At 60.0% G+C, this 24,826-nt stretch carries 16 protein-coding genes and 1 tRNA gene; 10 read left to right on the top strand and 7 right to left on the bottom strand.

The annotated features are described in order from the left end of the window. Position 1 precedes the first annotated feature (1 nt). Positions 2-2,911 (bottom strand): DUF4040 family protein, encoded by a 2,910-nt coding sequence (locus AK829_RS09100; protein ID WP_052206486.1) that lies wholly within the window; start codon positions 2,909-2,911, stop codon positions 2-4. Positions 2,912-3,031: 120 nt separating this feature from the next. On the opposite strand from AK829_RS09100, the gene AK829_RS09095 reads away from it, so the two are divergent. The 3 genes from AK829_RS09095 (at position 3,032) to AK829_RS09085 (ending at position 12,251) form a co-directional block, all read left to right on the top strand. Then, a complete protein-coding gene (locus tag AK829_RS09095; protein WP_052205559.1) occupies positions 3,032-4,411 on the top strand; it encodes a hypothetical protein in 1,380 nt (459 codons plus the stop codon). 518 nt (positions 4,412-4,929) lie between these two features. Further along, the gene (locus AK829_RS09090; RefSeq protein ID WP_083439813.1) at positions 4,930-10,887 is read left to right on the top strand and encodes a G5 domain-containing protein; all 5,958 of its coding nucleotides are present in this window, start codon (positions 4,930-4,932) and stop codon (positions 10,885-10,887) included. Between the two features lie 152 nt (positions 10,888-11,039). Beyond that, positions 11,040-12,251: an ATP-binding protein gene (locus AK829_RS09085; RefSeq protein ID WP_083439812.1), complete on the top strand. Its 1,212-nt coding sequence runs from the start codon at positions 11,040-11,042 to the stop codon at positions 12,249-12,251. 141 nt (positions 12,252-12,392) lie between these two features. Here the strand turns inward: AK829_RS09085 and AK829_RS09080 are convergent, their stop codons facing one another. The 3 genes from AK829_RS09080 to AK829_RS09070 all read right to left on the bottom strand — a co-directional run bounded on the left by AK829_RS09080 (position 12,393) and on the right by AK829_RS09070 (position 15,673). After that, positions 12,393-13,160 carry an ATP-binding protein gene (locus AK829_RS09080; RefSeq protein ID WP_052205557.1) on the bottom strand — a complete coding sequence of 256 codons (768 nt, stop codon included), beginning with the start codon at positions 13,158-13,160 and terminating at the stop codon, positions 12,393-12,395. Between the two features lie 5 nt (positions 13,161-13,165). Next, positions 13,166-14,800 carry an IS21 family transposase gene (istA, locus tag AK829_RS09075; RefSeq protein ID WP_052205556.1) on the bottom strand — a complete coding sequence of 545 codons (1,635 nt, stop codon included), beginning with the start codon at positions 14,798-14,800 and terminating at the stop codon, positions 13,166-13,168. Between the two features lie 120 nt (positions 14,801-14,920). Then, a complete protein-coding gene (locus AK829_RS09070) occupies positions 14,921-15,673 on the bottom strand; it encodes a hypothetical protein (RefSeq protein ID WP_052205555.1) in 753 nt (250 codons plus the stop codon). Positions 15,674-15,947: 274 nt separating this feature from the next. Here AK829_RS09070 and AK829_RS09065 point away from each other — a divergent pair, with 274 nt between their 5' ends. Both AK829_RS09065 and AK829_RS09060 read left to right on the top strand, forming a co-directional pair. Further along, complete coding sequence (locus tag AK829_RS09065) at positions 15,948-17,174, top strand: IS1249 family transposase (RefSeq protein ID WP_083439811.1); 1,227 nt, start codon at positions 15,948-15,950, stop codon at positions 17,172-17,174. A 291-nt stretch (positions 17,175-17,465) separates the two neighbouring features. Then, complete coding sequence (locus tag AK829_RS09060) at positions 17,466-18,659, top strand: hypothetical protein (RefSeq protein ID WP_052205554.1); 1,194 nt, start codon at positions 17,466-17,468, stop codon at positions 18,657-18,659. A 154-nt stretch (positions 18,660-18,813) separates the two neighbouring features. On the opposite strand, the gene AK829_RS09055 is transcribed toward AK829_RS09060, so the two are convergent. After that, positions 18,814-18,890 (bottom strand) — tRNA-Pro (locus tag AK829_RS09055). A gap of 121 nt (positions 18,891-19,011) precedes the next feature. After that, the gene (locus tag AK829_RS09050; RefSeq protein WP_052205553.1) at positions 19,012-19,902 is read right to left on the bottom strand and encodes a metallophosphoesterase; all 891 of its coding nucleotides are present in this window, start codon (positions 19,900-19,902) and stop codon (positions 19,012-19,014) included. A 24-nt stretch (positions 19,903-19,926) separates the two neighbouring features. Here AK829_RS09050 and AK829_RS09045 point away from each other — a divergent pair, with 24 nt between their 5' ends. Further along, positions 19,927-20,376 carry a GatB/YqeY domain-containing protein gene (locus tag AK829_RS09045; RefSeq protein WP_052205552.1) on the top strand — a complete coding sequence of 150 codons (450 nt, stop codon included), beginning with the start codon at positions 19,927-19,929 and terminating at the stop codon, positions 20,374-20,376. A 5-nt stretch (positions 20,377-20,381) separates the two neighbouring features. Here AK829_RS09045 and AK829_RS09040 read toward each other — a convergent pair whose 3' ends face one another. Beyond that, a complete protein-coding gene (locus tag AK829_RS09040) occupies positions 20,382-22,829 on the bottom strand; it encodes a penicillin-binding protein (protein WP_052205551.1) in 2,448 nt (815 codons plus the stop codon). 144 nt (positions 22,830-22,973) lie between these two features. Here AK829_RS09040 and AK829_RS09035 point away from each other — a divergent pair, with 144 nt between their 5' ends. The 4 genes from AK829_RS09035 to AK829_RS09025 are packed head-to-tail and all read left to right on the top strand — an operon-like array spanning position 22,974 to position 24,815. After that, positions 22,974-23,336 (top strand): WhiB family transcriptional regulator, encoded by a 363-nt coding sequence (locus tag AK829_RS09035; protein ID WP_083439810.1) that lies wholly within the window; start codon positions 22,974-22,976, stop codon positions 23,334-23,336. Positions 23,337-23,363: 27 nt separating this feature from the next. Beyond that, positions 23,364-23,519, top strand: coding sequence for a DUF4177 domain-containing protein (locus tag AK829_RS12535; RefSeq protein ID WP_198147759.1), 156 nt, complete (start codon positions 23,364-23,366; stop codon positions 23,517-23,519). Continuing rightward, complete coding sequence (locus tag AK829_RS09030; protein WP_052205550.1) at positions 23,519-23,992, top strand: RidA family protein; 474 nt, start codon at positions 23,519-23,521, stop codon at positions 23,990-23,992. Before AK829_RS12535 ends, AK829_RS09030 begins: the two co-directional genes overlap by 1 nt. Before the next feature lie 10 nt (positions 23,993-24,002). Beyond that, positions 24,003-24,815: an MBL fold metallo-hydrolase gene (locus tag AK829_RS09025; protein ID WP_052205549.1), complete on the top strand. Its 813-nt coding sequence runs from the start codon at positions 24,003-24,005 to the stop codon at positions 24,813-24,815. The last annotated feature ends 11 nt before the right edge of the window (positions 24,816-24,826 follow it).

Genomic DNA, 24,826 nt, shown 5'->3' with positions numbered 1-24,826 from the left:
TTTAAAGCTCCTTCGCTGAGACGGGTAGCGGGTTGTCTGCCGGGTTGAGCGGCTTCGGGTGAGACGCGACGGCGTTCTCCGGCTGCTCCGGCTCCGGAATGGAAGGCAGCGGGTTATCCGGCTCATCGCGCGTGTAGTCCAGGTTGCGCACCTCAGTACCCGGCCGCAGGTAGCCGCCGAGCGCGTTGATCGCCTGGGTGACCATGCCGAGCACGGCCAGGTAAATACCAAAGTCAAAGATCAGCGAGCTGCTCAAGTGCTGGCCGGCGATCTCACCGTGCAGGGCGTAGAGGAAGCCGCCCTCAATAAGACCCAGCAGGCCGGAGGAAATGGCAACGATGATGCCAATAGCCGCAAGCTTGATCGGGGTGCGCTGGCCCACCACGTACGCGTCCGCGCCGCGGGAGAGGTAGCTCATAGCAAATGCCGTGGCCATCACTAGCGCGGCAACGAAACCACCGCCCGGGGCATTGTGGCCGCGGAAGAAAATAACAATGGACAGGACCAAGAGCACCGGCGCCACCATGGCGGCGGCCTTGCGCATTGGCAGGGAGTTGAACTGGGACTGGCCAAATGGGCGCGGGCGAGTGCCGGCCTCAAACATGTGGCGCGGCATAGATTGGGTCACCGCGGCGATAACCACGGCGGCCATGCCAAGCACGGAAAGCTCGCCGAGCGTATCAAATCCACGGAACTCAACCAGGATGGCCGCCACGATGTTGTCAGCGCCGGTCACCTCACCGCCCTGGGTGATGTACCACATGCCCAGCTCGGAGCGGTCGTGGCGGCCCAGAAGCGTGTACACGCCCAAGAAGGCCACAATGCCGGAGAGCAGCGCGAACACCGTTGCGGTGACTTGGCGCCTGCGTGGGGTGGGCGGGAAGGTGCGCGGCTGGTAGCGCAGCACAATCATCATCACCACAACGGTCAGGGACTCCACCACCAGCTGGGTCAGCGCCACGTCCGGTGCGCCCAGCATCAGCATCTGCAGCGTGATGCCCACACCCGTGGTGCCCAGCAGCACGGTGGTGGCCAGGCGGGAGCGGGTGGTGATCATGCCGATAACAGACAGGGCGATGATGCCAAACGGGATCAGGTCCCACCACACGTCTAGGCCCTCGGCGCGAGGTGCAAGTGGTACGCCATCCACGCCGTTGGTGAGCAGCGCGGTGCTCAGGCCCAAGACAACCACCAGGAACAGCACTGGGAAGAGGTGGCGCGACGGGTTGAAGCCGTCAGCCACAGCCCCCAGGCCGCGGCCCGCGGAGGTGGAGCCCTCATTGACGCCGTGGAGCACCTCGTTGCCGCTAAAGGGCAGCAGCTGCTTGTTCTCTACGGCGGCAAAGACTCGCTTGCGGGCAAAGATGACAAAGAGCACGCCGGCAACCAGCACGGCAGTGGACACCAGAAGTGGTGCGGTTACGCCGTGCCACAGGGCCAGGTGGGAGTGGTATTCCTCGCCGGTAATCGCGGTCACGGCCGCAGAGATCGGGCCGTCCACCTGTGTGAGCAGCAGCGGCACGACCAAAGACATCAAGCCCGGCAGCGCGGCCGGTAGCCAGAGGCGCACCGGCGCTTCGTGGACGTGGGACATGTCCTTCGGGCCGTCCACAAACGCACCGAAGACAATCTTTGCGGAGTAGACAAAGGTCAACAGCGCAGCCACGCCACCGATGGTGAGCAGGAGCGCGCCGTAGGGGGAATCTTCAAACGCGCCCAGGATGGATTCTTTAGAAATGAAGCCGAACAGTGGCGGGATAGCGGCCATAGAGGCAGCCGCCACCACGGTGGAGGCAAACGTGAACGGCATCTTGTTGTACAACTTGCCCAAACGCCGCATGTCACGTGAGCCGGCCTCATGGTCCACCACACCAATCAGCATGAACAGCGATGACTTGAACAGCGCGTGCGCCAGCGTGTGGGTCAGTGCCGCAGCCAGCGCAAGCGGAGTACCAATACCAATGGCGGCCACAATCCAGCCCAAGTGGCTCACCGTGGAGTACGCCGTGAGGTGCTTGAGGTCCGTCTTGGTAATTGCAAACGTTGCACTCATCAGTGCGGTGAACAGGCCAACAGACGTCAAGATCACGTTCCAGGCTGGCTGGTCCGCAAAGATGGTGGAGAAACGCAGCAGCAGGTAGACGCCAGCCTTCACCACAGCCGCTGCGTGCAGGAATGCGGACACCGGAGTGGCGGCCGCCATGGCTTCTGGAAGCCAGAAGTGGAAAGGGAACTGCGCCGCTTTAGTAAACGCGGAGGCAGCCACAAGCACCGCCACTGTGGTGGTGAGGGAGGGGTTGTCCCGCCAGACGTCTGCAAGCAAAAGCTCCTGCATGGAGGTGGTGCCGGTGTTGACCGCGGCGATGGCAAGTGCTGCAAGCAGGGTCAGGCCGCCGAAGAAGGTCAGGATCAGCGTGCGGTAGGAGCCTGCCTCGCCGGAGGAGCCGGAGCGCGCGATCAGCATGAACGACGCGATAGAGACCAGCTCCCAGGCGATGAACAGCAGCACCACATCATCTGCAAGCACCAGCAACAGCACAGACAGCGTAAAGGCCGTCATGATGGTGTAGAAGCTGGTGTTGCCCTCGTTCTTGGGCAGGTAGGCGGCTGAGTAACACATCACCACACCGCCAATGACTAGGGCGAGTAGGGCGAAGAAGATGCCCAACCCGTCTGCCCGCATGGCAAACTCCACGCCGGTTCCCGGGCCGAAGATGTCACGGGCCCACGTAAAGCCCCAGGTCAGTGGTGTGCCCGCAGCGACGTCGCTTAAGTGAGATCCCAGCGCAATCGCAGCCGCAAACAGTAGGGCGGCGATTGGGTATCCGGCCGCGCGGTCCATCACGCGCACCAAGATTGGAGACAGGATCACCGCAGCCGCCACGAGTGCTAGCACGAGTGGAAGAGTCATGGTGAATATTTCTAGGTTGTAGGGGCTGGCTGGAAAAAGCGCGAATACCAGCGTAGCAATTGCTGCCACGACGGTGCGCCTCCACATATATAGGCAGTGGCTTTAGTTAAATACTGTGCCATGAAGTGGCGTCTGGGTATAGTTGCGCTGGTTTTTCTCGCGGCGGTGTTGCTGCCAATGCAGCCTGCGTCCACGTGGGTGAGCCAGGCAGACCCCTCGGACCAAAGTGCTCAAACCACTGACCCGCTTGCTGATACGCGCAGGGCAGCGTCTGATGCAGCGTCCCAGTTAAGTCTGCTCACCACGGGCACCGGCCAGTTGGTCGATGGTGTGGGGGAGTTGGATGAGGGCAAGGGGTTGCTTGTAGACGCCATTGCGCAGGCTCGCGGCGGCGCCCAGGAGCTCTCCAACGGCATGGTGCAGTTGCAGGCGGGCACTGGCCAGCTTGGTGCGGGCGCGACGCAGTTGGCTGATTCCGTCGGCGAGATTGTGGCCCAGGTCGCCGGCTTTGAGGCGGTGCGGGGGCAGGTGATCGCGGCGATTGACCGTAATTTGGAGGCCACAAAGGACAGCAAAGACCCGGAGGTGGTGGCCTCGCGCGAGTCCTTGCAGGAGCTTCGCCACCAGGCGGCCACGGCTGAGATCCCGGCGGATGCGGTGGAGAAGATGAACCAGCTTCGTGACGGCTCCCGTGACCTTGCCAACCAGCTGGCCGTACCGGGCTACGCGTACCACGACGGTATATATACAGCCACCAACGGTGCCGCGTCCTTGGCTTCGGGGCTTGCTGAGCTTGAAGGCCAGGTGCAGGAAGCAGCCGGGGGCATTTCCCAGCTTGTCGACGGCACGGTGAAGATCAACACCCTTGCCCAACAATCCTCCGCGAAGATGAGGGACGTGCGCGCGTCCCTGCCGCCAGCCGTGGCGGGTGCGGATGCTGGCGCTGGTGCTGTTGGCGTTGGGTTCTCCCCGATCGCGGCAATGCTTCTGGCAGCGCTGGCCGTGTTCGGTGGTGTGGCATTAGGTGCCGCCGGGTGGTTCGCCGCGACTATTGGGCGCGGCCGCACGTGGGTCCTGGCACTGGGCACCGTGTTTGTCGCCGCGGCGGGTGTGGCGCTGGCGTGGATCGTTGGCACCAACCTGGGCGCAGTGGCGCTGGCCGGGATCGGCGGCGCGTTGGCGCTTGGCGTGCTTGCCTCGGCAGGCCTGACGCAGGTGTTTGCCGGTGTGTTTGGGGTGCGCGCCGGGCTTGGGCTGGCAGGCGTGTTGGCCGTGGTGCAGACCGGCCTGGTGGGCTGGGTGTGGCGTCAGGCGGCGAGCGCCCCGCTTGAAGGCGCGTGGGAGTCTGTCTCCCAGGTATTCCCCATGCACTGGATCACTGCCGCCGTCACTACCGCCGGCAACGCGGGGGACTACCGTGTGATCGTTTCCGCGGCGTTGCTTTGCATGATGGTAGCGGCAGTCGGCTTGGCTGGCGTGCGCCGTCCACGCGCTTTGTAATTCGCGCGATGTGACTGATGCCTCAGTCATAGAGAATTTTATACGTACTTACAGGTAGTGCGATATGCAGCGCCATACGCAGGCAAATCATGCTGGGTAAAAATCCTTGAAACTGCAAATGTCTCGGATGGCGGCAAAACTCCTAAGTTTTACCTTGTTATTCACTGTTGTTCCGGTTGATTTTTGGCCATAACCTGTGGAACAGTTGAGGCGTCTGCCCTATTGGGCATGCGTAAAGCTAATCGCATTGAGTGTTTACGTGCTGGACTGATCTGGTAGCGGCTAACGTCGCTTTCCTTGTTGTAGCGGTGCGCAGGTGCTTCGCGGATCTATGAAGGAGTAATTGTGACTGATTCGTCTCGTTCGATTCAGCGTTCGCAGAAACGGGCGCGTACGGGAATCGCGGCATCGTCCGTGGTTGCATTGGCGCTCGCGCGTTCAGTGTCGTCGCCCCTGGCCCGCTTGCGCCGTCCGCTGCAGCCGCCACCCTCAGCGGCGGCATCCGCGACAAGTCCGGCGTGGTGGAGAAGGACGCCCAGAAGGCCTCTGATGTGAAGGCCGGTTCGTGTGTTGTCTCGGAGAGCACTCCGGAGGGCAGCCAGGCTGGTTTCAGCTGGTATACCTCTGAGCCGAGTGATAGCAGCCCCAACAAGAAAGCCTGGGGCTTGAGCGTCTCCTTTGATAACTCGAAGGACCGCACGTTCGCTGATTGGGGCTTTACCAATTCAGGCCTTATGGGTGGGTACCTCAACACAGGTCAAATTCCCGCTATGGACGCGGGCCAGACCCTTGGCGGCAAGGTCACATACAAGGCCGACGAATTCCTCAAGATTGATGGCTCTAGGCAACAGCGAAACCTGAACCTCAACGCGGAACTGACCGATGCGAAAGTCAAGCAGTTCGCTGAGGCTACTGCCGCGAACCCGGTCCGTTACGCCTGGCAGGGTAACTATAAGCAGGACAATCCTCCAACGCCGAGGGCCACCCAGGGAACCAGCTCATCCTTTACGGCCATCGTGAACCCGTGGCCGAGCGAGAACATCGAATGTAACCCGATCACGGTTTCGTGGGAGGACTTCGAGAAGCACGTCATCGTCCCTGGTGATGAAACCAAGGTCGGCAAGATCAACGTTCCTGCAGTTGCGAACGGCGGCACGGATGATTCCATGTCCCGCATGGTCGTGGAGGCCTACGACGGCAACGGCAAGTTCATCGGTACCACGGATCCGGCAGCGTCCGGCGGTACGCAGAACCTGCGTATCGACCAAACGACCAGTGAGATCTTCTTCACCTGGCCTGAGTACCGCGGTACCGACCTTGCAACTGACAAGAACGTGAACTTCTCCGTTCTGGCAAAGCCGCGTAGCGTGGACCAGCTCAAGGCTGCAGCTAAGGGCAACAATGAGTTTATCGAGCATGATGGAGCTTTCGACAGCTCCAACTCGCTGACCCGCTACAACAAGGCGAACGTCATCGACTCGAAGGCGTTCTCCCTGGACGACACCGAGTACCACTCCCCGAAGTACGACAAGACGGATGCGTCGATCATCTCGGGCGTTGATAGCGCTACCGGTCCGATTGCTACCGAGCCGCAGAAGGTCACCTTCACCCAGGTTCCGGACCTAATCAAGGAGCTGGCCAAGAAGAAGGGTGACGGCGGCTTCGAGGCCAAGGTCGAGCTGGACGAGAAGTACGTCTACGACGGCTGGACCGTCGAGATGGACGATGACTACAACGTCACTGTCACTGCTCCGGAGAACCCGAAGCCGGGCACTTTCGCACGCCCGACAATTACGGTGAAATACTCGAATGGTTCCACGGATGTGCTCGAGCTTCTCGTGGTTGTTGACCCGAACAACACCCAGGTCACTGACCTGGTGCGCCCGAGCCTGACTAAGGGCCACATCGGTGATGACCTCACCGCTCAAGTGGGCACCAAGTCCATCATGAAGGGCCACAAGCCGGTTCACCCGGCCAAGTTCGAGATCGACGAGTCCACTGTTCCTGCTGGCTGGACCGTCACCGTTGACGCGACCGGCAAGGTCACTGCGAAGGCAGATGACTCTGTTGCACCGGGTACGATCATCACCCCGAAGGTCAAGGCAACCTACCCGGACCAGACCACGGATGAGATCGAGACCCAGTTCCAGGCGATCGTCGACATCAAGATCCCGACCTACGACACGGTCACCAATAAGCCGGCGGCAAAGGTCTCACTCAAGCCGGAGGTTCCGGAGCGCGGCCTGAGCGGTAACACGACCGACGAGGCCCCGAACCGTTACACCTTCCCGGACGGCAAGACCGAGTACACCCACACGGATGACAGCGGCACGTGGACCGTCAAGATTGATGAGAACACTGGTGAGATCACCACGACGATTCCACGCACCGCTCCTGAGGGCTACAAACTGAACGTCCCGGTTCTCGCGTACTACGAAAACGCTGACAAGCCGCAAGAGGTCAAGGGCACCGTCGTCGTTTTGAAGAGCGACTTCTCGCCGACCTACTCCGTGGAAACCACTGGCCCGAACCAGGCTGTGAACCACCAGGTACAGGATGCACCTAAGGGTTCCAAGTTCTCCTTCGGCAAGGACGAGAATGATCAGCCGATCCTTGAGCAGGAAGTTGACGGCTGGAAGTACAAGGTCGACCCGAACACCGGTGTTGTATCTTCCACCCCGCCTGCAGACTCCAAGCCGGGCGACAAGAAGACCATCAACGTCACTGTGACGACCCCGGATGGCTCCACCCCGCTGGTACCAGTCACCACCGTGGTGAAGTTGTCCAACAACTGGGAAGCTGAGCCGGTATACCCCGTGGAAACCGTCTACCCGGGTGAAGCTGCAACGTTGCCAATTGATCTTCAAAAGTCGGAGGACGTCAACGTCGCGAAGGAAAACCCCTACAAGCTGGGCGATGTTCCGGCTGGTTGGAATGTCAGCATTGACGACAATGGCCAGATCACTGCAACCGCACCTGCGGATGCAAAGCCGGGCACGCAAGTCAAGATTCCGGTCACCGTGACCTACGAAGACGGTTCAACGGATATTGCATACGCTGTCGTCAATGTCCTCGGCCTTCCGACGCGTGAGGAACCGTTCAAGGTCGAGTACAAGTACGACGACACCATCCCTGCCGGCGAGTACAAGGTTGAAACCAAGGGCGAGCCGGGTGCAGCGAAGATGCACAAGGACGGCACCTGGAAGCAGACCAAGGCGCCGGTCAACGAGGTCGTCGTCATCGGCACCAAGCCGGCCGAGAGCGCCAAGGACGTGACCTGGAAGTTCCCGATCCCGTACCCGACTGAGGTTCGCGAGAACCCGGACCTGAAGCCTGGTGAAACCCGGGTTGTTCAGGAAGGCGAGAACGGCGAGAAGACCTACACCGCTAAGTTCACCGCCAAGGGCTCTGAGGCACAGGTCGCTGAGGAAGAGACCACCAAGGAAGCCAAGCCGCGCATCATCGAGTACGGCCCGGGCATTGCTCCGAGCGAGCTCGTGACCACTGTGAAGAAGCCAGTGCCGTTTGATACCGAAGTCGTATTCGACGACACGCTCGCTGCGGGTGAGCAAAAGGTGGATCAGGAAGGCAAGCTCGGCGAGGACACCGTGACCTCCACGCAGAAGCTTGTCGACGGCAAACCTTCGGGTGACCCGGTCGTGAAGACTGAGCGCACCGCGGAGCCGACGAAGCAGATCATTCGCGTCGGTACCAAGACCACCGGTGAAACCAAGAAGACCGTCGAGTCTGAGGTCCCGTTTGGTGTGAAGATCGAGTACGACCCGAACATGCCTGCTGGCAAGTCCGAGGTTGTCACCGAAGGCAAGCCGGGTAAGAAGACCACCACGGTGACCCAGAAGGTCACCAACTCCCAGCCGGATGGCGAGGCCACCGTTGAGGAGAAGATCACCGAGCAGCCTGTCGATCAGGTGATCAAGGTCGGCACCAAGCCGTCCGAGACCTCTGAGAAGGTCGAGTGGAAGGCGCCAGTTCCGTTCGAGGTTGAAACCCGTCCGAACAAGGATCTGAAGCCGGGCGAGATCAAGATCGTCCAGAAGGGCGAGCCGGGCGAGAAGACCTACACGGCCAACTTCACCTCCAAGGGCGACGACTCTTCGGTCACCCCTACGGAGAAGCAGACCAAGCACCCGGTCAACGAGATCATCGAATACGGTCCGACCGCTCCTGACCAGACGCTGACGTCGAAGACGACCCGCGAGGTCAACTTCGAGACCGAGTTCATCGTGGACAACACGGTGCCGGTCGGCCAGACCAAGGTCGAGCAGGAAGGCGAGAAGGGCGAGGAGCTGATCACCTCGACCCAGAAGATCAAGGACGGCAAGCCGGACGGCGAGCCGAGCATCACCGTCGAGCAGACCAAGGCGCCGAGGAAGAAGATCGTCCGTGTCGGTTCCATGACCGATGGCACGTACGAGCTGGAAGAGAAGCTGCCGATTCCGTTCGACACCGTGATTGAGTACGACCCGGAGATCCCTGCCGGCGAGTACAAGATCGTCACCGAGGGCAAGCCTGGTGAGAAGATCACCAAGATCACCCAGAAGATCGTGAACAGCAAGGTCGTCGAGGCAACGCGTGGCGACGAAACCACCACCACCGAGCCGGTCACCAAGGTGATCAAGGTCGGCACCAAGCAGGCAACTGCTACCGACAAGGTGGAGTGGAAGGAGCCGATCCCGTACCCGACGGAACTGCGTCCGAACTCGGAGCTCGCTCCGGGTGAGGTTCGGGTTGTCCAGGAAGGCAAGGACGGCGAAGCCACCTACACCGCAACCTTCACAGGTACCAGCGGTGAAGCCACCAAGACCGAGGTCACCGATCGCACCGAGCCAACTCCGCGAATCGTCGAGTTCGGCCCGGGCCTTGAGGACGACAGCGTCGTCTCCAAGACCACCCGCCTGGTCGAGTTCGAAACCGAAATCGTCGAAGACCCGAACCTTGAAGAAGGCAAGCAGGTCATCGAGCAGGGCGAGTTCGGCGAGGAGGTCGTCACCTCCACGCAGAAGCTTGTCGACGGCAAGCCATCCGGCGAGCCTGAGGTGAAGACCGAGCGCACGAAGGAGCCGAAGAAGGCGATCATCCGCGTCGGTACCAAGAAGCCTGCGAATCCGACTCCGCCGACCGACGAACCGACCCCACCGGTCGAGCCGAAGGAAGTCGAGCTTCCGTACACCACGAAGATCATCTACGACGAGACGCTTGAGCCTGGTCAGGAAATCGTGGACCAGGAAGGTGCAAACGGCAAGGTCGAGGTGACCGTCGAGAATGGTCAGCCTTCGGTGAACGTCGTGAAGGAGCCAATCGAGAAGATCATCCGTGTTGGCACCAAGCCGCCGGCTGGTCAGGAGTGGAAGGAACGGATCCCGTTCGAGGTGAAGGTCAAGCTTGACCCCACCATCCCGGCGGGTGAGCACAAGGTTGAACAGGAAGGCAAGCCCGGCCTGGTTCAGCACAACTCCGACGGCACTGAAGAGACGCTCGTTGAGAAGCAGGATCACGTCATCCTCATCGGCACCAAGCCGGCCGACCCGACTGACCCGGAGAACCCGGATCAGCCGACGCCGGAAGGTGAGCTCGATATCAACGTCCGCTACACCACCAGGATCGTTTACGACCCGAGCCTGAAGCCAGGCGAGGAAGTCGAAGACGTTGCTGGTAAGGACGGCCGCTACACCATCAAGGTTGTCGACGGCAAGCCTGTCGCCGAGATGGTGGAGAAGCCGGTCGAGCGCGTGCTGCGTGTTGGCACCAAGCCGCCTGCAGGCACCAGCTGGACCGAGGAGATTTCCTACGACTACGAGGTTGTAGAGGACTCCGAGCTCGAAGCTGGTAAGCACGAGATTGTGCAGCCGGGTAAGCCTGGCGAGCGCATCCACCGTGAAGACGGCAGCGTTGTAGAGAAGGCTCCGCAGAAGCTGATCATCAAGGTCGGTACGAAGAAGAAGGCCGATGAGCCGACGCCTCCGGCAGACCCGGACAACAAGAAGGGTTCGTCTGAGAAGGCAGAGCGTTGTGTTGCTAACGCTTTTGCAACGAACAGTCCGCTGCTGTGGATGCTTCCGATCGGTCTGCTGGCAGGTATTGGCTACGGCGTCAATGAGGCATTTGGTCCGCAGATTCAGGCTGCGTCCGCTGAGATCAACGCTCGCTTCCAGGAGAAGATGCCGACGCATGATTGGGGTGTTGGTGGTCACGGTCAGCGTCGTCAAGATCCGGAGTGGATGCGTGAGCTGCAGGCGAAGGCTGACGGTGTCAACCGCCAGTTCGCTGCCTACGGCGAGCAGTTGCAGCCGTTGGGTATCGCACTCGGCGTGATCGCCTCGCTTGCGCTGCTGGGCTCTTTGATTGCTCAGGCTTGTACTGAGGAAGGTTTCGATCAGGGTATGACGGTGTGGGGCCTCAAGGGTGGTTCCTCTGAGCCGGGCAAGCGTCCGAAGGAGTGGTCCTCCCAGGAGTAATTCGCTAGCTTTGAGCTTTAAGCGCTGAACCTGTGAAGGCGGTCCCTGTAAAAAGGGGCCGCCTTTCTGGTTGCGTGAGGGCTTGGAAAAGTTACGAGTGTAACCGTAACTCTGCGCTGAATTTAGAAATGTTACGACTATACTCGTAAATCATGCGTGCTTTTCCTCGTCCTCAATACCTTGCAGAGCTCACTGCTGTCCAAGGCGTTGACCTGGTGCGAGTAATCACTGGCGTGCGGCGTAGCGGAAAATCAACACTGTTGGAGCTCTACCGCGAGCATCTTGTTTCCAAGGGCATGAGCGCTAGTCAGATCTTGACCATCAACTTTGAAGACATGGCGTTTGACCACCTCCGGGACGCCACCGTGTTTCATAGCTACGTCCTAGATGCGATCGAGCGGGATGCGATTACGTACCTGCACGTGGACGAGGTTCAAGAGTTGGACCAGTGGGCACGGGTGATCAACTCTTTACGCACGGCGCAGAAGCTCGAAATATGCGTCACCGGCTCCAACGCGTCAATGTTTGCTGGCGAAGGCCTGACGTACCTGGCGGGGCGCTACGTCACCTTGGAGGTGTTCCCGCTTTCGCTTGCGGAGTTCCGCCAATTCACACAAACCCCTGCAGCGGAACCCGCTGAGGTTTCCTACCAGCGGTGGATGACCACTGGCGGCTTTGCTCGCAGCGTGCTTGAGCCCTCGCCGGATCTGGTGCGCCAGCTTAACCGCGATCTTTTTGATTCCATCTTTACCCGCGACATCGCCCTACGTGGCGAAATTCGTGACACTGCAGTGTTCCTCCGCGTCGCCGCCTTCGTTCTCGACAACGCGGGATCACCCCTGTCCGCCAACAAAATTGCCAACACACTTAAATCCAGCGGGATCAGTATCAGCACGGACACGGTTGACAGGTATTTGCATTTGCTTATCGACGCCCACCTGATCTACCCCTGCCACCGCTTCGACACGCGCGGACGCGGATGGTTGAAAACCACGCCGAAGTACTACTGGGTGGATGCCGGGTTGCGTGACGCGTTGACAGGTCGTCGCGGTTCCAATACCGGACATGACCTGGAAAACCAGGTCTACCTTGAGCTGCTGCGTCGCCGATTCGAGGTGTTTACCGGCATCGGCGCTGGCGGCAAGATCGACTTCCTCGCGCGAAAAGGCGACACCAGCATCTACGTCCAGGTCGCGCTCACGGCCATGGATGAGCGGGTGCTGGCACGGAAACTGTCCTCATTTGAGGGTTTGCCGACGGGGGCGCGCTGCGTGCTGTTAACCGGGGATCGCATCACCCTGGATACCGGCCACGTTGAACAGCGCAACGCGTTTGACTTCCTCGCAGGTGCTGAAGTTCTCTAACCGGCTTCTAACCGGCCTACAGCTTTAGCTCGAACGGAAGCTGGATGTTCAGAAGATTGAAATGGTAGCGGTGTGGTGAGTATCTGGTAGCGCCTGAGTGAGTATCCGGTAGCGGTGTCCCCACTCAGGCGTTGTTGGTGGTTATGCGTTGGTGGTGAGGCGCATGTTTGGTCCTTCGAGTGTGATGATCTCCGCACCGGAGACAAGTCGGTTGAGGATTGACTCGGAGATCACCGCATCAGGGATGGATTTGTACCACTCTTGCGGGGTGAATTGTGAGGTCACAATCGTTGAGACTTTGCTTTCACGCGCGGCGAGGATGTTGAGAAGTTGGTGCGCGGTTGCGGCATCTACAGGTGTGGTCAGGAAGTCATCGAGGACTAAGACGTCGACGCCGTGGAGGTACTGGATGAACTTTAGCCGTGCGGGGTCATCGGGTTGGAGGACTGCTAGTTCGGCGGAGAGCATGTCGGTGCGGTAGAAGCGTGCGGAGTAGTCCTTGCGGCATGCTGCTGTGATTAAGGCTTGGGCGAGGTAGGTTTTGCCGACTGAGGATTTGCCCAGGATGACAATGTTTTGGCCCAGGTGGCACCATTGTCCGTGAGCGAGTCTGCTGACTTGCTCGGGGTTGATGTTGCGGTCAGGCGTGCAGACCACGTTTTCAAGGCAAGCATCAAGGTTTGGCGATCGGGATGCTTTCAGTAGTTTGTTGATGCGTCGTTCGCGCCTGGCCGCGACTTCTTTATCGAGTGCGTAGAGCACCTTTTGAGAAAACGTCCATGCGTCGAATGCGGGATCGTTGGCAATCTCGATGACGCTTCTGCCGAAGGCAGTCATCCGCAGCGCGGTGAAGTCGGGCAGGACGGACTCGTCAAGGAAGCGATCTGTTGGTGGGGTTGGTGATGACATGGGCTTTAGTGTCCTTTCTTAGCGAGGTTGTCCATGCTGAACTGGTCTGCACCGCCGAGAAACGCGCCGGTGGTATCCCGGTCGGTGACTGCAGGGGCGGTGGGCTGGTTGGTTGTGGTGCTGCGCGGGGCCTGGTCTAACCCGCGGGGCCGGGTGGCGTGTTCTTTGCGTATGGCGGCCATCATGTTTTTAACCGCGGTATAAGACACCGCACGTCGGCTGCCGTCGTTGGCGGTTAGGCGCTGGCATGCCTCTTCCAGGATTGGTTTGTTGCCGTGTTTGCCCATCGACAGCACGTTTCTACAGGACTGGTACGCCTGGGCTGGGATGGCTTTCGCCGCGATGAGTTCTTCGATGACCTTGCGTGTTGCCGGGCCGGTTTTTTGGGCTTCGCGATAAAAGTAGTCGCTTGTCCACAGCCCACGAGTGGAGTCCATGCCAGATGGAATGTGCTCATAGTCAGTGACATAGGCCCCACGCTTATGCGAAACTTGGTGGGTTGCCACGGTCGTGCCTTGATCAAAGACGGTCAAGACTTGCCCGGTGATGCGCACATCGACAGTGCGGCCAACAAGCTGATGCGGAACGGAGTAGCGCACCGTTGCAACCGTGATATGGAAATCTGGGGCTACTTTCGCACGCTTCCACTCGGTGTGCTGCCACGGGGTTTGCGGCAGATCAGCAAGGAGATGCTGCTCGTGTTGTTCAAAGAGATCCCTGCGGCTTGACTGTTGACTGCGAAATGGCACGGAGGTGTTGATCGCGTCGACTAAGTCCACAATCTTTTCGTTGAGCTCGTCTACGTCAACACACTGGTGGCCTTCAAGGGTGTGGATGACTTTGTGGGTGACGATCTTTACCGCAGCTTCCACATTTGCTTTATCCTTCGGCCGGCGCGCGCGTGTGGGAAGTGCTGCTGTGTTGTAGTGCTCCAAGAACTGCTGGTAGGTGTCGTTGACCTTCCGATTCCTATCGGCAGTACTAATCGCGTTTGATGCTGTTGACGCGTTATCGGGGACAACAACCTGACAGACTCCACCGAAGTAGTCAAACGCTTGACGATGGGCATCAAGCCAGGACTGTTGACGCTGGTCAACACACGCACACGCAAACAACATCCCTGAATACGGCAACGAAGCGACGAAAATACTGACTTTCGCACCCTGTGTGCCCGCAGGGTCGTACAGGCACATCTTGGTACCTGCCCAATCCACCTGCATCGTATGGCCTGGTGCATGGGTGATCCGCGCGCTAAGCCCGGCAGCATCGACATGGGAGGCAACCAGCTGGCGGAACCGGTCGTAGCTGTAATGACGCTGACCCGGCTGGGCTGGGGTGGTGGTGTAGCGAGCCCACAATACTTGCAGTGTTTGCTTCGTACGCCCTGTGCGTGCTTTGACGACCGCGTCAAAGTCAATCGGGACGAATTCGCCTTGCCCACTGGTGCGTTTGTCAACGAATATCTCGGCCAACTCGTCATCGGTCAACGCCGCGACCTGCTGGGCAGTGGTCAGGCCAAGGCTTCGCAGCGCTTGGTTCGCTCGGGAAATCGCGCGGTGCGAGCACCCGATCTGGTCTTCAATCTGGCGGTAAGAACGCTTCCTAATCAGCAGCGTCATCACCGCACGGTAATCCGTCATCAGCGGACTCCTTCCAGTACGCGCCGCACCCGAGTGGTGCGGCTACCGGAAGTATCACCCCGAGCCCCCTGAGCTGCTACCAGATACTCACTGAAGTGCTACCAGATAGTCACGACACTGCTACCAAATAGCCGGTCGCAACAGCTGGATGCCCATCTTCGGCAACGCTCCCACCAGGCCAACCAGTGCTACAAGCACAGAGATCACCACGCCGGCGATGACGTCAACGTTGCTCTCGCCGCTCTGGCTGCTCATGGAGGACAAATCCACGCCCGGCACTCCGCCACCCGCGTTGCCATGATCCTCCGGGAACGCAATGATCTTGCTGATGCCACTTTCGCACGCATTCTCCGCAAGCTTGACCGAAACGTTCCAAGTATTCACGCGCTTCTCAAGCTGGCCAGACGGGGTTGCTACCCATGCCGCGTTGAGCTTGTCCATCTGTTCCTTTGTCAACCCATCCGTGTTCTCTAGCGGGAAGACGGTGGGAATCTTCGGGAAACCGTTACCTTTTACAGGCTCCACCGTGAAGTTGTTGAGATCAAAGTCCTCCTGGGTTGCCCTAGTTGTGGGTTTCAGGATTTCCAGGTCACGCTTCGCCTGCTCGTAGACAGCTTGCACATGCTCAGTGCGTATCGACGCCTCCGCGAACACCCCCTCAACCACCTTCACCACATCACGCGCACGCTCATAGCCGCCGATCTTCTTCGACTGATCAAACGTGCCGCGAGCGTAGTTGAGCTCTTCCTTGCTGAACTTCACCGCGCAGCGCCCGTCCTTCTGCTCTCCAATCTCGGCGGCGTTTGCAGGAACGGCGAGGGCGGTCATGGCAACCGTGCAGGCGGTCGCGGCGGCAAGGGTACGCAGTTTCATGGGTGGCTCCTTCAATGCGTAGTGGATTCTGCGTTTCGCGGACGATCCAGGGTCCACCTATATAAACGCTTGCCCCGCCCGCCGAGTTACACCCGCTTACCAAGTTTGTAGGGGTTAAGCGACAAAATGTGTGCTTTTTGGATATGGATTCCCGGTCCTGCCTGGGCCTACGGCGGGAGAGTGCTCGTTGAATCGGGATTCCCGACCATAGACCGGAAGGTCCACCACTTCAGGCGTTGGATGTGCTAGGGACACAGGCTGTTAAACCAGCTGCATGCCAACTCAACACAGAAAGAGAAAACACAACAGGCCCCTATGCCCGGCATGCGAGCACACCGCCACGAAAATGGGCACCACCTCCAGCGGAAAACAGCGATGGCGCTGTACACACTGCGGGCACACCTTCACCAACCCGAACACGGCTAAGACCAGCGCGTACCGGTTTGCCATCTTCATCGACTGGATCACCGGCCAGCGTCCCCTCGACGCTGTGGCTGCTGCACACAACGTCTCCAGGCGCACATTGATCCGCTGGTTCACCTACTTCTGGTTCATCATCGTCCCGTGCAAACCAGACCCACACCGCGTCTACGACCAGCTGTTTATTGACGGCACCTACTTCCACAAAAAATGCCTGCTTGTCGCTGCAACCAGCGAACACGTCGTTGCCTGGCACTGGTGCACACGAGAAACCGCCTACGACTACGCCAAACTCTTCGACCTGATCGCCGAACCCCTAGTCGTGACCACAGACGGCTCCGGTGGCGCAAACAAGGCCATCAAACAATGCTGGCCAAACGCCTCCATCCAACGCTGCCTCGTCCACGTACGCCGCGACACCATCAAAGACACCACACGCCAACCAACAATCACCGCGCACAAAGCACTCCTTCGCCTCGGCAACCAGCTAACCCACATCACCACCCGTGACCAGGCAATTACCTGGGTACTTCGCCTCAACCGCTTCCATGACCTCTACGGTGACTGGCTCAAAGACCGCACCTACCGCAACCAAGTCGCCCCAGAAGAGATCCCAAAACGCATCCGCGACAACCAGCAATGGTGGTACACCCACCCCAGAGCCCGCAGAGCCTACCGCCGGTTCGAGCGTCTCTACCAACAAGGCCACCTCTTCGTCTGGCTCAACCCACCACACCGCACCACAACCGAGCTGAAGACCACCACAAACAGCCTGGAAGGCGGCATAAACGCACAGCTGAAACACCTTGCCCGAGCCCACCGCGGCGCATTTGACGAACATCAACGAATCATCATGGACTGGTGGCTCTACCTGCACACCCAACACCACGATGACCCGCTGGCGCTAGCAATCGAGCAAGACTTCGGCCGCAAAGGCTACGCACACGCCCGCCAGGCACACATGCGTGAACGCGACCAAGCCAACTCACCCGACGGCCGGCCGAAAGTCTACGACACCGGCATCGACACCGACTTCAACCCCTCCTGGGCCATCCGACACGGCTGGGCAGGACGCTCATAACCCCAGCACAGCACCCCGGGCCCGGCCCATTCCAACCCCCGAAAAGCACACATTTTGTCACTTAAATCGACACGCCGAGAAAAGCACACATTTTGTCGCTTAACCCGTTTGTAGCTACCTACACCCGGCTACTAGCCGAAAGGGGCTCCACAGAACTCCGAGCCTCTTCTACTCGTGAACCGGAAGAGGGCCCCGTAAGCGCTAATACGCTTCAACGAGACCCTCACCGGCGAAGACAAGGTCATTCACCGGTCTGCAAGGCAGTATATAATCTTGCGGCATTAAGGGGTAATGAAACATGCAATTGGGAGGGAATTCATGCCAAGAAATATCTCGTGGATTTCAGAAGCTCGGTTCCAGCCATATCTCAAACAAGCTGGGGGCTTCAAGGAAAAGGCTTGGGATCTTTACGAGTGGAACGCAGCGATTTCTGCGGCACTGTTCGAAGTAGTACATCATGTTGAAGTCCTTATCCGAAACGCGATGATGCGGGAGCTTGAGAAGGTCCACCCGATGTCCTTTCCCTGGAATCGGCCGAACATGGACAATATCGCCTCTGTGGCAGCGCGCCTCACGGACCGAAAAACACAAAAGGCTCCAGACAAGAACGATATTATTTCCCAGCTCAACCTCGGTTTTTGGACTGACCTTGTCTATCCAAGCGATTTTCAGAAATCAGCGCTTTGGAATTCACACCTTCACCGTGCATTCCCAGGCCAGCGAGATTCCCAAATAGTCGGACTCGCCCTCGAGGACCTGCGTCAGCTACGCAACCGATGCTCGCACCAGGATTCACTGCTGACGATCGACCCCGCTATTGAAATGAAGAAGATCGAAAGACTAATAGCGTGGATTGATCCAGCAGCTGTCGAATGGATCTCTTCACTTTCACGAGTTGAGGACGTACTTAAGAAGCGTCCTAACGTTCCAAACGAACCCGACACCTTGATCGTTGCGTCTACGCGTAACCGTTCAGTAGTGAAATCTGGCAAGGGTAGCTTCCGCTACCCTTTATATGACTGCTACCGCTCAAAGCACGGGATCATTCTCGAAGACTCCGTACGTATAGGACGTGAAGTTACCTACCTCGGCTTTTATTTGCCCAAGGAGGACCCACACTCCACATCAGTCTCAACGTATGTGAGCTCCGAGCCTAAAGCCCACATAGCACGTGAACTCCCCCTCATTGAGGAACGCTATATTCCGCAGGAGTGGTCAAAAGAACATGCGAAAAAGCTGGAGTCCGGTGACGAGCGTTCACGGAAAATCGGAAAGCTCATGAAACACGGACTTGGAAATGGTTACACCGCTGACAAAAACTATGTCATCTACCTGCTGTCCGATCCGGCAGCCCCGGAAACCATTTCTAACCCAGTGGAAATAGTGCATAACGAAGCAGGCCAGGGGTCAGCGTTTGTGAAGCTCACGCGCTATCTAAGGATCGATGCCCTCCGCGGCGCACGCCAGACATCCGATCTTCGGTAACCAGGAGATGTCGGACTAGACACGCACCGGGTGCAGTCGACGACTAGACGGTTCAGCGTCGGGCGCTATCCGATGTTTGCGCCAGGCAAGCCGGGCACGCCGGCCTAACCCACAGAACGAGAAAACCTCCAGGGCGTGAACCCTGGAGGTGATGTGGTCGGGATAACAGGATTTGAACCTGCGACCTCTTCGTCCCGAACGAAGCGCGCTACCAAGCTGCGCCATATCCCGGTTGTATACCTTGCGGCTTTTGCTCCGCGGTACTCGCAACACTGTACTCCGCTTTTTGCCAGGGACAAAATCGCCAGCCAGCCAGCGCGCAACCAGCACCCAACCAGCGCGCAACCACGCGCTAGCTTGAGCGCTCAACCACCCGCAGCAGCATTGCCGTCGGCGGGCAGAACAGGCGCACGGGCGCGAACTTCGACTGGCCCAAACCGGGGGAGACCTCCATCCACATGCGTCCATAACGGTGCAGGCCGGAGGCGCGCTTGCGGTCAATGTCCGCGTTCGTCACAATCGCGCGCCGCCCCGGCAAACAGATCTGGCCGCCGTGGGTGTGGCCTGCCAGGGCGAGTTGGTAGCCGTCGGACTCGAAGGCGTCAAGGACACGCCTGTAAGGAGCATGCAGAAGGCCAATTGTGAGGTCCGCATCGGGGTTGGGGGCGCCCGCCACCTTGGAGTAATCGTCCAGGTCGTGGTGCGGGTCGTCCACACCCGCCAAGGCCAGGCGAACGCCGGAGGCCTTGAACTCCAGGCGCTTGTGGGTGGCGTCATGCCAGCCGCGCTCAATAAACGCCGCGCGCATGCCCTCCCATGGAAGGTCCACGTAAGACGGGGTGCGCTTGCCGCCGGTCAAATACTTCAGCGGGTTGACCGGCTTCGGCGCCCAGTAATCATTCGTGCCAAACACGAACGCGCCCGGCACGTTCAAAAGCGGTCCCAGCGCGTCAAGTACCCACGGCACGGCGCGCGTATCCGAGAGGTTGTCGCCGGTGTTGATCACTAGGTCCGGCTCCAAATCCGCAAGTCCGGAGACAAATGACACTTTCTTCTTCTGCCCCGGAATCATGTGCAGATCCGAGATGTGCAGAATGCGGAAGTCGTCTTTACCGCGCTGTGAATCCTTCAGCGTGCCTGGCGGCAGCAACGGCAGTTCGTATTCGTGCAGCTGAAAGTGGGTGGTTTGGGTTATGGCCCACGTGAGCGTCGATAAGCCTAAAGCTCCAATGACCTTCTTCATTCACACCACTGTAATCTCGCAACCATGAGTGCATTCAAAGACCAGATCCGCGCAGACATGAAAGAGGCCATGAAGGCCAAGGACAAGGACCGCACCGGCACCATCCGCATGCTGCTTGCCGCCATCCAGCTCGCCGAGACCGAGGGCGCAAAGCACGAGCTTGAAGAGGCCGAGATTCAGAAGATCATCGCCCGCGAGATCAAGAAGCGCCGCGAATCCGCCGAGATCTACCAGACCAACGGCCGCGAGGACCTGGCAGCCCAGGAGCTGAAGGAAGCGGAGATCCTGGAGGTCTACCAGCCGAAGCAGCTGACGGACGAGGAGCTTTCCCAGCTTGTGGACGCCGCGGTGAACTCCACCGGCGCCACCTCCATGGCCCAGATGGGCCAGGTGATGAAGGAAGCCACCGCTGCCGCCGCTGGTCGCGCGGACGGCAAGCGCATCTCCGAGGCCGTAAAGGCGCGCCTGAGCTAGCTGGCCTAGTTGTTGAACAGGCTCTGGATGCCGTCAGCCACGTCGCCGAACTGACGGCCAAGCTCATCCAGGTCTACCGGGGGATTCGGCGCGGGCACAGGCTCCGTCGGCGCGCCGGGTGAGGTAGTGGGGGCGCCCGGCGTGGTGGTTGCCGTGCCGGTGGGGGAGGTTGTGGTGGCGCCCGTGCCGTCGGAGATATTGACGGTGACGATGGTGCCGCGCGTCAGGTTCGGATCACTTGCCGCCACGGACACCACCTGGCCTGCGGGCGCGCCGCCGCCGCTGACGGTGACCACGGTGACCGTAAAGCCTTGGGCCTCCAGCTTGGCGCGGGCGGCGGCGGACTGCATACCAATGACCTCGTCCAGCACGCCGCGGCGCGTGCCCTTCTTGTACGTCCAGGAGGACTCTGGCAAGCCAGCAGCGGCCGCACCCGGCACTTGGCCGGCGCCTTGGAACCACGTATCGGCAGCTTCGTCGCCGCCGAAGAGGTTGCCGTAGGAGCACTGGCGCACCGGCCCGGTACACAGCGGGGAGGACTGGATGCCGTCGTTGAAAATGTACGGCGCAGCAGATACCCCTCGGGTGAATGCGAGGAACGCCGAGGACTGGTGGGACTCCGTGGTCCCCGTCTTCGCGGCAACCGGCGCGCGCCAGCCGTTGAAGTTAGCGGCGCGCTGTGCGGTGCCCTCGATGGCGTCCAGTGACATGCCCTGGGACAATGCGGCGGCGACCTCCGGGGCAATCGCCTGCTCACACGCCGGGCGCTCGATGTACACCTCGTGGCCGTCCTTGTCGGTCACGCTTCGGATCGGGTTGGGCTCGCACCACATGCCTTTGGACGCCAACGTGGCGCCCACATTGGAAAGCTCAAGGGCGTTGACCGCCAGCGGCCCAAGGGTGAACGCGCCCATGTTTTCGTCCTTGGCGGCCTGCGCGATTGAACGGCCGTCCCCAAATGAGCCCTCATCAAGGTACGAACGCAGCCCCAAACGCACGGCCGTATCCACCACCGGGGCGACGCCCACGCGCTGGATCAGCTCAATAAACGTGGTGTTGGGGGAGTGGGCGAGCGCCTCCGCCAGCGTCATGCGCGGCGGGTACACGCCGGCGTTTTCCACACAGTACGCATCCGGCGGGCAGCCGGCCGCACCGCCTTTACCCATGCCGTACACCACAGAGCGGGTGGGCACCTCCAACACGGTGTCCAGGCCGTAGCCCTGCTCAAGTGCCGCGGCGGCAGTGAAGATCTTGAACACGGAACCCGCACCATGGCCCACCAGGGACGCCGGCTGCGGCAAAATCGTCTGACTCTGCTCTAAGTCCAGGCCGTAGTAGCGGGAAGATGCCATCGCGGCAATCTCACGCGTCTCCGTACCCGGAATGATGATGTCCATGACGTTGGCAACGCCTGGCGTTTCCGCCGCAACGTTGTTGCGCACTGCACCGTTTGCTGCCGCCTGAATCGCCGGGTTGAGCGTGGTGTGAATGGTGTAAGAGCCGCGCTCCAGCTCCTCTTGCGTCAGGCCCTTCTGCGCCAGGTAGTGCAGGGCGTAATCGCAGAAGAAGCCGGCGTCCCCGGCGGCAATGCAGCCGTCTGCAAGCAAAGCTGGCTTCTCCAACATGCCAAGCGGCATGCCTGCATTCCTGTCGGCCTCTGCTTGGGTGATGTAGCCCTCTGCAGCCATGTTCTGCAGCACGATGTTGCGGCGCGTCGTGGCACCTTCCGGGTTGGTGTACGGGTTGAGCGCCTCAACGGACTGCAGCAGGCCGATCAACAGCGCCGCCTGTGCCGGGTTCAACTCCACAGCCGGGATGCCGAAGTAGGTCTGTGCGGCAGCTTCGATGCCGTAGGCGTGGTTGCCAAAGCTGACCAGGTTTAGGTAGCGGGTGAGAATCTGATCCTTATCCAGCGTCTTGTCCAGATCAGAGGCCATGCGCATCTCACGCAGCTTGCGCGGAATCGACTGCTCGGTTGCGGCCTTGGCGTCCTCGTCCGAATCGGCCTCCACCAGCCATAGGTAGTTCTTCACGTACTGCTGGTTGATTGTGGACGCGCCCTGCTCCACCCCACCGGCCAAGATATTGGTCACCATCGCGCGGGCAAAGCCCTGCATATCCACGCCCTCATGCGTGAAAAAGCGACGATCCTCCGTAGCCACCAGAGCATCCTTGGCGTACTGCGAAATCTGGTGGCTTGCCACCTCGTAGCGGCGCTGATTAAAAATCGTGGCAATCGTGTCCCCGTTGACATCTGTGATGGTGGTCACCCCTGGGACAGCGCCGTCGGACATGTCCGAAAGGTTGGACTGCATCGTCTCATCTGTACGCGCAATAGCCATGCCGCCGAGCCCCGCGATCGGGGCAGCACACAACGCCACTGCCAGCGCAGACGCCAACGTCGCGGTGATCAGCTTTCCAAGAGATTGCCCGAAGGACCGAATGCCAGACACGCTTTTACAGTAAACGATGCGTCGATGTGGTGGAATAGCCCACTCCCCCCAAATCTGTGATCAATTCGACACCTGCAGGGGGCTGTGAATACACTTACACATGCAATATGCAGAGTGTTGCAAGAAATTTGAAAGGGGTTTGCCATGACCGCCACGTTGAGTCGCACCGCCTACGCTGAGCCTGCAGCCCGAGTAACTGCGCGGAAATGTGACGCATCCGGCAATTTGGTGTTTGACCGTGGGGATTGGGTAACGCAAGCTAGCTGCCGAAATGGTGACCCGGACGCTCTTTTTGTCCGTGGCGCTGAGCAGCGCAAGGCTGCAGTTGTGTGCCGTCGTTGCCCGGTGCAGCTGGAATGCCGCGCCGACGCACTGGATAACCGTGTGGAGTTTGGTGTTTGGGGTGGTCTGACTGAGCGTCAGCGCCGCGCCGTTCTTCGCAAGAATCCGCATGTGACGGACTGGGCAGAGTATCTGTCTTCCGGTGCCGCAATCGAAGGTCTTTAACCCTGGGATCCCGGTATGGTGGTTGCCATGACTAAATGGGAATACGCCACCGTACCGTTGCTCTCGCACGCCACTAAGCAGATCCTGGACACCTGGGGTGAAGACGGGTGGGAACTCGTTTCCGTCACCCCGGGCCCGAACCCGGACAATGTTGTGGCTTACATGAAGCGGGAGGTTCAGTAATGTCTTGGAAAGCTCGCCTAGCTGAGCTGGGCATTGAACTTCCCTCCGTAGCCGCCCCCGTGGCCAGCTACGTCCCCGCAATCCAGGTGGGTAACCAGGTGTGGACGTCGGGGCAGTTGCCGCTTGTGGACGGTGCGCTGCCCGCCACCGGCAAAGTCGGCGCAGCAGTCAGCGAAGCCGATGCTGCCGAATATGCCCGCCAGTGCGCGCTGAATGCTCTGGCCGCTGTAGATGCCTTGGTGGGCCTAGATAACGTCGCCCGCATTGTGAAGATTGTTGGCTTTGTTTCCTCTGACCCTGCCTTTACTAGCCAGCCCGCAGTAATTAACGGTGCCTCGGACCTGATGAAGGAAATCTTTGGTGACGCAGGCGAGCACGCACGCTCCGCCGTTGGCGTTGCCGTCCTGCCGTTGGACGCGCCGGTGGAAGTAGAGCTGGTTGTTGAGCTAGCTGAAGCGCCAGCAAAGGCATAGGGTAGAAGACATGAAGCACCCTGCATATAGCCAGTTGCGTCCAGTGACGGCGAACGCCGCCGTCGTGCTCGCCCCTAACCCCAGCTACGGCTCCCTTGAAGGCACGAACTCCTGGGTAATCCGGGATCCTGAGGATGAGTACAGCATTGTTGTTGACCCGGGCCCAGCAGATGAGGGTCATCTCAACGTGCTGCAGGCCAAAGCCGACAAGGTCGCCCTGATCATTCTGACCCACCGCCACCACGACCACGCCGATGGCGCGGAGCGTTTCCGTCAGCTCACCGGCGCACCGGTGCGTGCATTTGACCCGAACTACTGCTCCGACGGCGTTGAGCCGCTGCAGGACGGGGAGGTCATCTCCGTTGACGGTGTCACCCCCAAGCTGAAGGTTGTCCACACCCCGGGCCACACCTCTGACTGCGTGTGCCTGTACGTCTACCCGGGTGAGCCTGAAGGTGCCCCTGAGGGCATCATCACCGGCGACACCATTGCTGGCCGCCACACCACCATGATTTCTGAGACTGACGGTAACCTCGGCCTGTACCTGGAGACCCTGGCCAAGCTGGAGGAAGACGGCCGCGGCGTCATGCTGCTGCCGGGCCACGGCCCAGAAGGCGAAGATCTCTCGGCGTACGCACGCAAGTACATTGACCGCCGTAACCAGCGTCTTGAGCAGATCCGCGAAGCTCTGGCCACCCACGGCCAGGACGCGGACATTAACACGCTTGTAGACGCGATCTATGACGACGTTGACCCCGTCCTGCGCGGCGCCGCCGAGCAGTCCACCCGCGTTGCCCTGCGCTACCTGCAGGCAGATCAGTAGGGCTGCCGCCC

This window comes from Corynebacterium riegelii (assembly GCF_001263755.1).
GTDB classification, from domain to species: domain Bacteria; phylum Actinomycetota; class Actinomycetes; order Mycobacteriales; family Mycobacteriaceae; genus Corynebacterium; species Corynebacterium riegelii.
The sequence above is the reverse complement of the archived record's forward strand: the minus strand, read 5'-3'. Positions and strand labels throughout refer to the sequence as shown.

Coding starts and splice junctions, on each gene's coding strand:
- AK829_RS09100 (WP_052206486.1), bottom strand. CDS start 2,911: ATGACTCTTCCACTCGTGCTAGCACTCGTGGCGGCTGCGGTGATCCTG.
- AK829_RS09095 (WP_052205559.1), top strand. CDS start 3,032: ATGAAGTGGCGTCTGGGTATAGTTGCGCTGGTTTTTCTCGCGGCGGTG.
- AK829_RS09085 (WP_083439812.1), top strand. CDS start 11,040: ATGCGTGCTTTTCCTCGTCCTCAATACCTTGCAGAGCTCACTGCTGTC.
- AK829_RS09080 (WP_052205557.1), bottom strand. CDS start 13,160: ATGTCATCACCAACCCCACCAACAGATCGCTTCCTTGACGAGTCCGTC.
- istA (WP_052205556.1), bottom strand. CDS start 14,800: ATGACGGATTACCGTGCGGTGATGACGCTGCTGATTAGGAAGCGTTCT.
- AK829_RS09070 (WP_052205555.1), bottom strand. CDS start 15,673: ATGAAACTGCGTACCCTTGCCGCCGCGACCGCCTGCACGGTTGCCATG.
- AK829_RS09065 (WP_083439811.1), top strand. CDS start 15,948: ATGCCAACTCAACACAGAAAGAGAAAACACAACAGGCCCCTATGCCCG.
- AK829_RS09060 (WP_052205554.1), top strand. CDS start 17,466: ATGAAACATGCAATTGGGAGGGAATTCATGCCAAGAAATATCTCGTGG.
- AK829_RS09050 (WP_052205553.1), bottom strand. CDS start 19,902: ATGAAGAAGGTCATTGGAGCTTTAGGCTTATCGACGCTCACGTGGGCC.
- AK829_RS09045 (WP_052205552.1), top strand. CDS start 19,927: ATGAGTGCATTCAAAGACCAGATCCGCGCAGACATGAAAGAGGCCATG.
- AK829_RS09035 (WP_083439810.1), top strand. CDS start 22,974: ATGACCGCCACGTTGAGTCGCACCGCCTACGCTGAGCCTGCAGCCCGA.
- AK829_RS12535 (WP_198147759.1), top strand. CDS start 23,364: ATGACTAAATGGGAATACGCCACCGTACCGTTGCTCTCGCACGCCACT.
- AK829_RS09030 (WP_052205550.1), top strand. CDS start 23,519: ATGTCTTGGAAAGCTCGCCTAGCTGAGCTGGGCATTGAACTTCCCTCC.
- AK829_RS09025 (WP_052205549.1), top strand. CDS start 24,003: ATGAAGCACCCTGCATATAGCCAGTTGCGTCCAGTGACGGCGAACGCC.